The organism is Bradyrhizobium sp. HKCCYLS2038, assembly GCF_051167655.1.
GTDB lineage: Bacteria > Pseudomonadota > Alphaproteobacteria > Rhizobiales > Xanthobacteraceae > Bradyrhizobium.
The window spans coordinates 429,940-442,273 of the sequence record NZ_JBNPTM010000003.1 but is presented as its reverse complement, the minus strand read 5'-3'; the positions used below and the strand labels follow the sequence as shown (position 1 = coordinate 442,273).

Sequence of the window (12,334 nt, the reverse complement as noted above, 5' to 3'; positions counted from 1 at the left end):
CTGACCCGATTAGTCAACGTAGCCAACCAATCAAAAGAAACGGAAGAATTGAAATGACCGTTCGCTGGTGTGTGCTTGTTCTCGCGGCCTTCTCGTTCGTACCTGCGGCCTCCGCGACCGCGATTTCTCCCGATGTCGTTCGTGATCTTTCCTCCCGTGTCGGTCCGGTCGTCGGCCAGGCGGCGACCTGCCGGGACATCGCCCAGGGGCGGGTCCAGACCGTCATTGATCAGTTCAGCGAGGTGATCCGTCAGGCCTCGTCGAACAACGGTGAGCGCGACGGGCTCGTCCGCAGCTTCAACAGCTACATCGCCGAGGGTCGCGGCCGGGTCACGTCCGCGCTGGTGAACTGCCAGACCGCAGACCGTCAATTGGCCGAGCTGGAGCGCTCGCTCACTGCGCAACCCGCGGCCACCACGCTGTCATTCGCGCTGACCCCCTCCAGTGCCGCTGCCGCGACGCAGCCGACGGCCAGCCTGCCGCCCCCGCTTCCGAACGGCGTCACCGAGACCGAGATCCGCTTCGGTATCGTCATCCCGTTTTCGGGGGTCCGCAAGGAGCCCGCGCGACAGATGAAGCTCGGCATCGACACCGCCTTCAACCGCGCCAACGACGCCGGCGGGATCAACGGCCGCAAGCTGCGGCTGATCGCGGCCGACGATGGCTACGACCCGACGCGGACGCTCGCGGCCATGGCTCAGCTCTACGAGAAGGATCAGGTGTTCGGCTTCATCGGCAACATGGGCACGGCCAACGGTGCGGTGGCGATCCCCTATGCGCTGGAGCGCCGCGCGCTGTTCTTCGCGCCCAATAGCGGCGCCTCCGTCCTCCGCCGCGATCCGCCGGATCGCTACGTCTTCAACTACCGTGCGAGCTATGCGGAAGAGACCGATGCGATCGTGCGCTACCTGATCAAGGTCAAGCGCATCCCGGCGAAGCAGATCGCGGTGCTCGCGCAGGACGACGCCTATGGCGACGATGGCGCCAACGGTGTCGCCAAGGCGTTCCGCGCGCTCGGCATCACCGATCCGATCATCCGCTACAGCTTTCCGCGTGCCACGCTGGACGTCGACGAGGCTGTCGGCAAGCTCAAGGCGCAGACCAAGCCGATCAAGGCCGTCATCATGATCGCGACCGACCGCGCCGCCGCAAAGTTCATCGAGAAGACCCACGATGCGGTTCCGGGACTGATCTATGCCAGCATCTCAGCCGTTGGATCCACCTCGCTCGCCGCCGAGCTGAAGTTGCTCGGCGCGAAATACACCAACGGCGTCATCGTCACACAGGGCGTGCCCTCGGTGGCCGGCCATTCGAGCCTCGTGCTCGAGTACAAGACGGCTTTGGAGAAGTACTTCCCGGGCGAGGGGCCGACCTACACCTCGCTCGAGGGCTTCATCTCGGCGAGCATCCTGATCCAGGCGTTGAAGCAGACGACACCGCTCGAGACCGAGCGGCTGGTCGATACGCTGGAGGCGATGCAGAGCATCGATCTCGGCCTTGGCAGCAAGCTCTCCTTCGGCCGCGCCGAGCACCAAGCCTCGCACAAGATCTGGGGCACCGCGCTGGATGAGTCCGGCACCTACCAGGCAATCGAGCTGGAGTAGGCGCGAATGGCGCACGGGGTGGGCGACAACAGCCTCTCAGCCTTTGTGGTCAGCTCGCCAGTGCCTCGGTGACGGCCTCGCGCAGCGACTGCGTCGGCCGTCCGATCAGCCGCGACAGCGTGCGGCCGTCGTCGCGCAGCACGCCGGACGCGACGCCCTGCGCCTCGATCTCGGCGATCATCGCCGCGACCGGCGGCGGCAGGCCAGCGCGTTCGTAGAAGGCGGCGTGCTCGGCCTGGCTGAGATTCTGATAGACCACGGGCTCGGCGCTCTGATCCGCGGCCTCGGCGGCAAGCTCGGCCAGCGTATGCGGCTGGTCGCCGGCGAGCTCATAGGTCCGGCCGGCATGGTCGTTACCGGTGAGCACGGCAACCGCGGCGTCGGCGAAGTCACGCCGCGAAGCCCAGGAGATCGGCGCATCGCCGGCGCTGCCGATCAGCACGCCGTGGCCGAGCGCAAGGCCGAGGCTCGCGGTGTGGTTCTCCCAGTACCAGCCGTTGCGCAGGATGGTGAAGCCGAGCCCGGACTCACCGAGCAATCGCTCGGTCTCGACGTGGTCCCGGGCGAAGCCGGGCGTCCATTGCTCGGCATGGAGCAGGCTGGTGTAGACGATGTGCCGGACACCGGCCTGCTTGGCGGCCACGATCACGTTGCCATGCTCGGCCTGTCGCGTCGCGAACGAGCTCGACGAGATCAGCAGCAGCTTGTGGACGCCGGACAGCGCCCGTTCGAGGGCCGCGGGATCGGCGTAGTCGGCGGCACGGCTTGTGACGCCGAGATCGGCCGCCTTGCCGGGATTGCGGACGATGGCGACGATGTCGGAGGAGGGCACGCGCTCGCGCAACTGCGCGATGACCTTGCGGCCGAGCTGCCCCGTCGCTCCGGTGACTGCGTACATTTGAGAGCTCCTGATGGGTGATTTGTCAGAGCGGCGCCAGGCGCCCCATGCCGCCGGCGCGGTACCGCGCATAGGCGGCGGCGATCTGCTGCTCGTTGCTCATGATGAAGGGGCCATCGATGACAACAGGCTCCTGCAGCTCCGGACCGGACAGGATGACGAGCTGGGCCGCGCCATCGGCCGCCAGCACCGCGCGCCCTTCGCCGTGCAGGGCGATCGCTTGCCCCTCGGTGAGATCGTGATGAGTGGCATCGCTCGCGATCGCCAGCGCGCCGTGCACGACGTAGACGATGGCGACATGGCCGGGCGTCAGCGCGTAGCCGATCCCCCGACGCAGCGTCACGTCGAGCAGGGTGAAGGGCTCCGCGGGCACCAGCGGCGAGGCGACATCGTTGAACGAGCCAACGACGACGCGCACGCGGTCGCCGTCCCCGCTGCTCCATTCCGGCACCTCGTCTCCCGCCAGGTGCAGCATCCGCGGCGTGCGCAGCTTGTTGGCCGCGCTCAGGTTGACGAACAGCTGCAGGCCATGAAGTTCCTGCGCGTCGGCGGGGATCTCATGATGCAGCAGGCCCTTGCCGGCCTGTGTCCAGACGATGCCGCCGGCACCGATCGTGACGTCGTTGCCGAGCGAATCCCGGCTGCGCAGGCCGCCCGCCGAATCCGCAAACACATAGGTCACGGCTGAGAAGCCGGCGTGCGGATGCGGCGGGAACGGCCGGCCGCTCACCCTGAAATCATCCAGGACGAGCACCGGCGAGCCCACCGGCCCGAGCCCGGCGAGATTCACGGCCTTGACCAGGAAGCGCCCGGCCGTGCCGCGGGTCTGCGCGGTCGTGATGGAGGAGAAAGCGACGGCCATGGGAGCGCTCGCGAGATCAGTTCCGTGGTGTCAGGCGGCGAGCGCCAGGGCCTGCGCCTTGGCGGCCTCGATCGCCTTCGCGCGCGCCTCCGGCCCCATCGCAACGCCTTCTGCACGCACGAAGGAGATGTCGGAGATGCCGAGGAAGCCGAAGAATGCCTGCAGATAGGTCTCCTGATGATCGAGCGCGGCGATCGGCGATCCCACGCTGAAGATGCCGCCGCGCGCCGAGGCGATGATCACCTTCTTGCCCTTGCACAGGCCGACCGGACCCTTTTCGCCATACACGAAGGTCTTGCCGGGCACGGCGAGGCGATCGATCCAGGCCTTGAGCTGCGAGGGGACGCCGAAATTGTACATCGGCGCGCCGATCACGACGATGTCGGCGGCGAGGAACTGCTCCATCGCCTGCAGGCCATCGTGGATGTCCTGCTGCAGGGCCGGATCGGCAGCGCCGCCCTGCATGGCGGCGAGATGCGCGCCGGTCAGATGCGTCACCGGCTCGGCGGCGAGGTCGCGATAGGCGGTCTCGGCCGGGGCGGCCTTGGTCAGCGCCGACACGATCTCGGCCGACAGCAGACGGGTCACCGAGCCGGGGCCGGCAACGCTGGAATCGATGTGAAGCAGCTTCATGGGGGTCTCCGGGTTGCGGCAGCATCGCCGCCTGTCGCCCGGGACCATGGTCGGTTGCGATAGATCGGAAAAGGCAATATAATTCGATATTATCCATCGAATTAGACGATAGAAATGCTCGACGGTATCTCCCTGGACCAGCTCCGCACCTTCGTTGCCGCGGCCGAAACCGGCAGCTTCTCGGCCGCCGGCCGCAAGCTCGGCCGGGCGCAGTCGGTCATCAGCCAGAACCTCGCGAACCTCGAGGCGCAGCTCGAGGTTCGCCTGTTCGATCGCACCGGCCGCTATCCGGCGCTGACGCCGGCCGGCCGCGCCTTGCTGGCGGATGCGCGGGCGGTCGCCGACGGTCTGGCCGAGCTGAAGGCGCGTGCGCGCGGGCTGGCGCAGGGGCTCGAGCCGGAGCTCAGCATCGCCGTCAACGTGCTGTTCCCGACCGCTGTCCTCACCGAGGCGGTGGCTGCGTTTCAGCAGAGGTTTCCGGGCACGCCCTTGCGGGTCTCGGTGGAAGGCATGGGGGCCGTCATCGAGCCGGTGCTGGAGAAGCGTTGCGCCTTCGGTATTCGCGGTCCGCTGCTGGCAGGCCATCCCGATCTGCGCAGCGAGCAGCTGCGCGACATCCGCTATCTGATGGTGGCCTCCGCCGACCATCCGCTGGCGCGCTGCGAAGGCGCGATCTCGCCCGACGTGCTCAGCGAGCACGTCCAGCTGGTGCTGACGGATCGCTCGCGCCTGACCGAGGGCCAGGACCTGCGCGTGTTCTCATCGCGGACGTGGCGGCTGTCCGACCTCGGCGCAAAACACGCCTTTCTGCGCGGCGGTCTCGGCTGGGGCGGCATGCCCTTCCATGTCGTCGAGGCCGATCTGGCCAGCGGCGCGCTGGTGCCGCTCACGCTCGCGGGGGCGGAGGCCGATACGCAAATCCGGATGTCGGCTGTCTACCGCACGGACACGCCGCCGGGACCGGCCGGCCGCTGGTTGATCGATCGCCTGAAGCAGCAGGTGGACTAATAAGACCAGGGGCTCGGGGCTGTCGCCGATCAGCTCGCGCGCCGTGTAAACAGCAGCGCGCCGCCGAGCCCGCACATCACGGCGCCCGACGCCTGCCGCATCCGCATCACCACGCCCGGCCGCTTGACCAGCCCATGCCGCGCTTTGGCCGCCCAGACCGTTACGACGAGGTCGACGCTGGTGTTCAGCGCGACCGAGATCAGCCCGAGCACAATGAACTGCGCGGCGACGGGGCCGGCGGGATCGACGAATTGCGGGATGAAGGCGAGGAAGAATGCCGCCGTCTTCGGGTTCAGCGCCTCGACGACGATCCCCTCGCGGAATGCGCGCCGGCTGCCGGTCGTCGTGACCTCCGCAGGCGCCGCGACCCGCGCCTCGCGCCAGGTCTTGATGCCGAGCCAGATCAGATAGAGCGCGCCCGCGATCTTCAGCACCGTGAAGGCTTGTGCGCTCGTCATCACCAGCGCCGACAGCCCGACTGCACCGGCGATCACGTGCACGAGGCCGCCGAGCCCGAGCCCGACACTGGAGGCCAGCCCCTCGGCACGGCCCCCCGCCAGTGTTCGCGCCACGATGTAGAAGATGCCGGGACCCGGCGTCAGCGCGACGACCAGGGCGGCGGAGAGGAAGAGGAGGAGGGTGGTGAGGGCGGGCATGTGCTGTGCGTCTTTGCTCTAGGGATGACGAACATTGTAGGGTCATCGGCTCGACGAGGCAAAGCGGTCGGCCTGCGACAGCAGCGCCGCAGTGACGACGGAATGATGCGCGCATGCTGACGATGTCCATTGAAGACCCAGCTTCGGCCACCGCCGAAGCTCTGATCGCGGAATTGTCGGCAACGCTCGCGCGCATTACTGGCGACAGCGGCCGCTCGTCATTCGATCCCGACGATGTGCGCGGACCCAAGGCCTGTTTCGTCATCGCCCGAGATGGCGCAGGGCAGGCGGTCGGCTGCGGCGCGCTGCGTCCGTTGCAGGCCCGGATTGCTGAAGTGAAGCGGATGTTCGCCCGCCCCGGCACGGCAGGAGTCGGTGCCGCGATTCTTGCGCATCTCGAAACCGCGGCGGCCGCCTACGGCTATCAGGCGATCTGGCTGGAGACGCGTGTGGTCAACACGCGCGCGGTCGGCTTCTACGAGCGGCACGGCTATCGGCGGATTCCGAACTACGGCAAGTACGCCGGCAGGGAAGAGGCCGCGTGTTTCGCGAAGCAATTGTAGCGACGAGCAAGCCGAAGCGCGCCGCGCGCGTGCGCTCCGGCGCTGATAGAAACGGCGATCTTGCCTGCAAACGCTGGAGCGACCATCCTGCCTCGAACCGCGTGCTATGTGTATGGGTCCCGGCGTGCGCCGGGACGACAGTGGAGATGGGGTGTGCAGTCGGGCCCACAGTGTTGCGGGCGCAGCGTCACAACTGGATGACAAATAAAGTTTGCGCGAACGGCAGAAGCTTTGACCGTGCTGGAGCAGCGACCACAACTGTCGTCCCGGCGTACGCCGGGACCCATACCGCGTGATCTATCGTGGAACGTCACTGTTCGTTGATTGTCACCTTGGAAGCCATGTTCATGGTGACCAACGGAGATGACGGAGGCGGCACGGCCCCTGCCATCATGCGCACATGATCCGCGAATGAGAGTTAGCCATGTCCAACGCTCAGTCTATTCCCGACCCCTACCTGCCGCCCGGAACGGCCGTTCGCTATGATGGTCACCAGGATGGCGGCCCTGAATATGGCATCGTCATTCACTGCTGGCACGAGCCCGAGATCGGTGGCTACGACTGCTATGTCGCCTTCTTCGGAGCCGAGCCGCCTGCCGGAAAGTCTGCCGTGAAACCCTACGTTCTAAGATATATGGCGATGTCACTGACCGTCATGTAGTTCGGCGTTCTGCTACTCTGCCCGACGGGCAATCCGTGCAACCCCGTCATGCGCCAACTGCCCGTCGTGTGAGTTCGCCGCAATCTTTTCCCTTGCACCGTCGGGCAAATCACCTCCACATTTCCGGCCATCCCGCCTCGATGAAGAGGGACGGTTCGCGGTCGTCACGACACGTGAGGTGGGGAGGCGGTGGCTGCATCGTGGTCGCAACGTGCTCATGGAGTGCGTGGACGAACGGCACGGTGCAGACGGTCAAGTCGCGTGGTCTCGACACCCCGACGCTGGTGTCCCCGCGTGCTGTGCCGAGAGCGCAGTGCGCGCATGGTGGCCAACAAGCCCGGCGCACCAGGGAGAGCGCGAAGCAGCCGAAAAGCCCACCGCGCAGGGAATGCCGGTTGACCGGCAGCACCTGTGGTACCTGCCGCCTGCATTTTTTTCGCAGGCGGGCCATGGGTGAAGCCTTCACCCGGCATTCCCTGCGCCCTCTTCAAGGAGAGAGGGCGAACGACCGGAACAACTCGGGCAGATGAGCCGCGGGATCGCCGAGGTGTGTCCTCCCAAGAGACGTCTGCTTATGCTCTCGGAGCGCTCGTCGTCCCCATGTGCGATTGTCGCCTTGTGGCAAACTCTCTCCGCACGTCATTCCGGGGCGCGCGCAGCGCGAGCCCGGAATCCATACTCCCGGAGCATCCTTTGACGAAGGAATGCCGTTGTCGAGCTACCTCAGTCCTCATGCGCGGTCGTGGTTATGGATTCCGGGCTCGCGCTACGCGCGCCCCGGAATGACATCGGGGAGAGACGTCGACTCACACGTTCGTTACGGCGCCGTCTGGGCCTCGATCTTGAACTGCGCCAGCGCGCTCGGCGGGTCGGTGGCGAAGAGTTGGGCGAGTTGCATCGCCGGCACCTTGGCGCGCGGGGAGAGTTTTAGCGTGAAGGTCTGGCGCGGCCTCTCGATGAAGCGGCTGAGCGCGTCGACCGCGTTGGCTGCATCGGCATTGCCGGCGGCGACCTGGGCGCCGATCGCCTTGATGACGTCGACCAGCGCCTTGCGCGCGGCGTCGCGGGTGATGGCATGACCGCGCGCGTAGTTGGCGACGAGCACGTCGACGGCGCCGAGGTCGCGCAGGGTCAATTGCAGCCCGGAGGCCTCGATCCGCGCGGCGGCAGTCGTAGCCTGCTGGATGTCCATCGTGAACACCTCGCGCGGCACTTGCGACAGCGAGGCGCTGGCGGTCGCGCCGATCAGGTTGCTGACCTCGAGCTTGAACGGCTCGAGCGCAAACGTGCCCGAGTTCTCGGTCCAGCCGAGGCCGAGGTCGGCATCGAGAGCGGCGCTGTCGATACCGGCGACCAGCAGCGGCAGCAGGGCAGGATTGGACGTATCGAGCGGACTGGCCAACTTGGCGACGAGCCGCGCCTGGGTCGGGATGGGACCGACGAACTGGCCCCAGTCGAGGCTGAAACTGTCGATCCGCACCGGCTTGTCGCCGGCCTTGTACGGCGCGCTCAGCGCCTTCAGCTCGATGCCGGTAAGCAGCTTCAGCATGTCAGCGGCATCGGCCGGCGCCGGCTTGGCGCCGGTGGCGGCATATCTGGCGGCGAAGTGCATCAGCCCGGCGAGATCGAAGCTCTTCAGCGCGAAGCGGCCGAGCGTGACCGGGCCGCTCGGCCCACGGCCGTCGAAGCCCTCGATCGCCACGTCGCCCTTGCCGTCGTGCAGGTCGAAGCGGATCGCGCCGAGCTTGGCCGGCCCTTGCGGCGTGTCGATCGAGAGGCCGCGAATCTCCGCGTTCCTGATCGCCAGGCCCTCGTAGATGCCCGCGACCTTCTCCATCAACTCCCGCATCTGATCGGGCGTCGGCTGCGCGGTGGGCGAGGTCGGCAGCACCGCGAACAGCGCCGGCAGTTGCAGCCGCGCCGGCTGGACGCTGACTTCGTCCGTGGCGGCGCCGTCCATGCGCATCTTCAAGCCGGAGTCCGTGGTGATCTCGTAGGCTCCCATCGTAACCTTGCCATATACGCGGTAGGTCCGGTCGTCCTTGGCGGCCTCGGGATTGAGGGCTGCCAGAATCGCGTTGGCATCCATGTCCTGATGGGCGATTCCGGTGATGCGGCCCTGCATCTTGTCGGCCTTGCCGCCCGGCTGCTGCGGGGTCATCGTGAAGGTGACCTCGTCGAGCTTGTAGTTGGCGATGCGGCCGGCCTTGATGGTGTCGAAGTTGAGCCCGGAATAGGTGAATTCGGCCGGGGCCGCCGACGGGCCGCCCTCCATGGTGCCCGTCGTCCGCGGCACGCTGATCGACGAGGCGCTGATCGCAACGAATTGCTGGCCAACCGCCCGGTAGGTCTCCAGCATGCTGGCGCCGGCCGGGATCGCGGCGAACCGCGCCGGGCCGGCATAGTCCTTCACCACCAGCTGCGGCAGCTTGTAGTTCAGGCGCAACGGCGAGGAGCCGGCGATCTGGCCAGCCATCGCGATGTCGCTGATCTCGATGCTGGCGGCGCTGACATGCTCGGAATCAGGCTGGCTCAGCCCGGTCGCGACGATGCTGCCGAAGCTGATGCTGGCCGGCGGCTGGCTGGACGACTCCAGCTTGACATCGGCGATTGTCAACTTGCGCGACCACAGGTCGAAACCGACCTTGCCGTGGGTCGCGGTCGCGCCATTCTGCCGGATCTGGGCGAAGCTCGCCTCAACCTCGCGCTCGGCGCGCGCCTGGGCGTACCAGGGGACGCCGATGAGGCCGGCGATGCCGAGCGCGACCGCGACGAGGATTCCGATCAGGATACGGGTCATTCGATGTGCTCCGCCCAAATGCTCGCCCCAAATGCTCGCTTAAGCCTTAGGCAGCAGGAGGGGTGATGGTCTCAGGGAAATCGATGGAGTAGGGATGTGCTTCTGCGAAAAGGAAAATTGCGGGTCCGGGACGCCGCCAGCCATGGTTTCGGATGTTGCATGAAAGCCGTCCAACGTGCATCACATGCGCTTCCACCGGCCGGAAAAACCGACGTCTGAGCGAAACTCAAAAGACCAAAAATCCGGGTCGGAAACGCTGGAGCACGTATGTCGTCGTCCTTTTCTGAAGATCTTCGTTCCGCAGCCCTGGCCTATCACCGCCTGCCGCGGCCCGGCAAGCTGGAGATCCAGGCCACCAAGCCGCTCGCCAACCAGCGCGACCTCGCGCTGGCCTATTCGCCGGGTGTCGCCGCTGCATGCACCGAAATCGCCAACAACCCGGCCGAGGCCGCGACGCTGACCGCGCGCGCCAATCTGGTCGCCGTCGTCTCCAACGGCACCGCGGTGCTCGGCCTCGGCAATATCGGCCCGCTGGCCTCCAAGCCCGTCATGGAAGGCAAGGCGGTGCTGTTCAAGAAATTCGCCGGCATCGACGTGTTCGACATCGAGATTTCGGCCGACACCATCGACCGTGTGGTCGAGACGGTGGCGGCGCTGGAGCCGACCTTCGGCGGCATCAACCTCGAGGACATCAAGGGACCGGAGTGCTTCGAGATCGAGGCGCGGCTCAAGGAGCGCATGAAGATCCCGGTCTTCCATGACGACCAGCACGGCACCGCGATCATCGTCGGCGCCGCGATCAAGAACGCGCTGTCGCTGGCCGGCAAGCAGATCTCCGACGTCAAGATCGTGACCTCGGGCGCGGGCGCCGCCGCGATCGCCTGCCTCAATCTCTTGGTGTCGATGGGCGCGCAGCGCAAGAATATCTGGGTCTGCGACATCGACGGCGTGGTGCATGAGGGCCGCAACACGCTGATGGATCCGTGGAAGGCGGTCTATGCGCAGAACACCGACAAGCGCACGCTCGCCGAGGTGATCGGCGGTGCGGACATTTTCCTGGGCCTCTCCGCCGGCGGCGTACTGAAGCCGGAACTCTTGAAGCAGATGGCCGAGAAGCCGCTGATCATGGCCCTGGCCAACCCCAATCCCGAGATCATGCCGGAGGAGGCGCGCGCGGCGCGGCCCGACGCGATGATCTGCACAGGACGTTCGGACTTTCCGAATCAGGTCAACAACGTCCTCTGCTTCCCGTTCATCTTCCGTGGCGCGCTCGACGTCGGCGCCACCGCGATCAACGAGGCGATGAAGCAGGCGGCGGTCGATGCGATCGCGCAGCTCGCGCAGGACCCGCCGTCGGACGCGGTGTCGCGCGGCTTCGACACCGGCGAGACGCAGGGCTTCGGCCCGGGCTCGCTGATCCCCTCGCCATTCGATCCGCGCCTGATCCTGCGCATCGCGCCGGCGGTGGCAAAGGCGGCGATGGAGTCCGGCGTCGCAACGCGGCCGATCACCAATTTCGACGAGTACACCGCGCTGCTCGAGCGCTTCGCATTCCGCTCCGGCCTCGTCATGAAGCCGGTGTTTGCCAAGGCGAAGGCGCAGCCGGTGCGCGTGATCTACGCCGAGGGCGAGGACGAGCGCGTGCTCCGCGCCACCCAGGTGGTGCTCGAGGAGAAGCTGGCGCGGCCGATCCTGGTCGGACGTCCCTCGGTGGTCGAGGCGCGCATCAAGCGCTTCGGCCTGTCGATCAAGGCCGGGCGTGACTTCGACCTCGTCAACCCCGAGGACGATCCGCGCTACCGCTCCTACGTGCAGAGCTACATCGAGATTGCGGGACGTCGCGGCGTGACGCCGGATGCGGCGCGCACCGTGGTGCGCACCAACGCCACCGTGATCGCGGCGCTCGCCGTCGTCAGGGGCGAGGCCGATGCGATGATCTGTGGCGTCGAGGGCCGCTACATGAGCCATCTGCGTCATGTCCGCGAGATCATCGGCTTCATGCCGGGGGTCAGCGACTTCGCGGCGCTCGCGCTCACCATCACCAGCAAGGGCGCCTATTTCATCGGCGACACCCAGGTGCGTCCCGATCCGACCGCCGATGAGCTCGCCGAAATGGCCTCGCTCGCGGCCAATCACGTCATGCGCTTCAACATCAAGCCGAAGATCGCCTTCGTCTCGCATTCCGATTTCGGCAGCTACGACACCGCCTCGTCGCGCAAGATGCGGCAGGCGACGGCGCTTCTGAAGCAGCGGCGGCCGGACCTCGAGGCCGACGGCGAAATGCAGGGCGACACCGCGCTGTCGGCGACCGCGCGCAAGCTGATCCTGCCGCATTCCGACCTGGAAGGGTCGGCCAACGTGCTGATCATGCCGAACCTCGATGCCGCCAACGTCGCCTATCAGATGATCAAGGTGCTGGCGGATGCGGTTCCGGTGGGGCCGATCCTGATCGGCCCGGCCAGGCCGGCGCATATCTTGACGCCGTCGGTGACGGCGCGCGGCATTCTCAACATGACGGCGGTGGCCGCCGTCGAGGCGCAAGAGCGGGCGGGGAGGGCGCAGCCGACGCTGTTTGCGTGATCGAATTGACGTGATCGAAGTGTGGCGGAATTCGTCCGGTTTCGGTCGCATTCCGCCCGCCTTTATTGT

10 protein-coding genes are annotated in these 12,334 nt (G+C 66.8%); 5 read left to right on the top strand and 5 right to left on the bottom strand.

Features of this window, described 5'->3' with window-relative positions:
* Nucleotides 1–53 precede the first annotated feature (53 nt).
* Nucleotides 54–1,604, top strand: coding sequence for an ABC transporter substrate-binding protein (locus ACQR1I_RS15780; RefSeq protein ID WP_434867027.1), 1,551 nt, complete (start codon nt 54–56; stop codon nt 1,602–1,604).
* 49 nt (nt 1,605–1,653) lie between these two features.
* Here ACQR1I_RS15780 and ACQR1I_RS15775 read toward each other — a convergent pair whose 3' ends face one another.
* From ACQR1I_RS15775 to ACQR1I_RS15765, 3 genes are read right to left on the bottom strand one after another with little or no spacing between them, the layout of a single operon-like run.
* Nucleotides 1,654–2,502 carry an SDR family oxidoreductase gene (locus ACQR1I_RS15775; RefSeq protein WP_434867028.1) on the bottom strand — a complete coding sequence of 283 codons (849 nt, stop codon included), beginning with the start codon at nt 2,500–2,502 and terminating at the stop codon, nt 1,654–1,656.
* 25 nt (nt 2,503–2,527) lie between these two features.
* The gene (locus ACQR1I_RS15770; protein WP_434867029.1) at nt 2,528–3,364 is read right to left on the bottom strand and encodes a pirin family protein; all 837 of its coding nucleotides are present in this window, start codon (nt 3,362–3,364) and stop codon (nt 2,528–2,530) included.
* Between the two features lie 30 nt (nt 3,365–3,394).
* Nucleotides 3,395–3,997 carry an FMN-dependent NADH-azoreductase gene (locus ACQR1I_RS15765; RefSeq protein WP_434867030.1) on the bottom strand — a complete coding sequence of 201 codons (603 nt, stop codon included), beginning with the start codon at nt 3,995–3,997 and terminating at the stop codon, nt 3,395–3,397.
* 114 nt (nt 3,998–4,111) lie between these two features.
* On the opposite strand from ACQR1I_RS15765, the gene ACQR1I_RS15760 reads away from it, so the two are divergent.
* A complete protein-coding gene (locus tag ACQR1I_RS15760; RefSeq protein WP_434867031.1) occupies nt 4,112–5,005 on the top strand; it encodes a LysR family transcriptional regulator in 894 nt (297 codons plus the stop codon).
* A 29-nt stretch (nt 5,006–5,034) separates the two neighbouring features.
* Here the strand turns inward: ACQR1I_RS15760 and ACQR1I_RS15755 are convergent, their stop codons facing one another.
* Nucleotides 5,035–5,661: a LysE family translocator gene (locus ACQR1I_RS15755; protein ID WP_434867032.1), complete on the bottom strand. Its 627-nt coding sequence runs from the start codon at nt 5,659–5,661 to the stop codon at nt 5,035–5,037.
* Nucleotides 5,662–5,774: 113 nt separating this feature from the next.
* Here ACQR1I_RS15755 and ACQR1I_RS15750 point away from each other — a divergent pair, with 113 nt between their 5' ends.
* Together ACQR1I_RS15750 and ACQR1I_RS15745 are read left to right on the top strand one after the other, a co-directional pair.
* Nucleotides 5,775–6,224, top strand: coding sequence for a GNAT family N-acetyltransferase (locus ACQR1I_RS15750; protein WP_434867033.1), 450 nt, complete (start codon nt 5,775–5,777; stop codon nt 6,222–6,224).
* A 424-nt stretch (nt 6,225–6,648) separates the two neighbouring features.
* Nucleotides 6,649–6,885, top strand: a complete 237-nt coding sequence (locus ACQR1I_RS15745; RefSeq protein ID WP_434867034.1) for a hypothetical protein — start codon at nt 6,649–6,651, stop codon at nt 6,883–6,885.
* A gap of 817 nt (nt 6,886–7,702) precedes the next feature.
* Here ACQR1I_RS15745 and ACQR1I_RS15740 read toward each other — a convergent pair.
* The gene (locus tag ACQR1I_RS15740) at nt 7,703–9,685 is read right to left on the bottom strand and encodes a hypothetical protein (protein WP_434867035.1); all 1,983 of its coding nucleotides are present in this window, start codon (nt 9,683–9,685) and stop codon (nt 7,703–7,705) included.
* A gap of 267 nt (nt 9,686–9,952) precedes the next feature.
* Between ACQR1I_RS15740 and ACQR1I_RS15735 the strand changes: the two genes are divergently transcribed.
* Nucleotides 9,953–12,265 (top strand): NADP-dependent malic enzyme, encoded by a 2,313-nt coding sequence (locus ACQR1I_RS15735; RefSeq protein ID WP_434867036.1) that lies wholly within the window; start codon nt 9,953–9,955, stop codon nt 12,263–12,265.
* Nucleotides 12,266–12,334 lie beyond the last annotated feature (69 nt).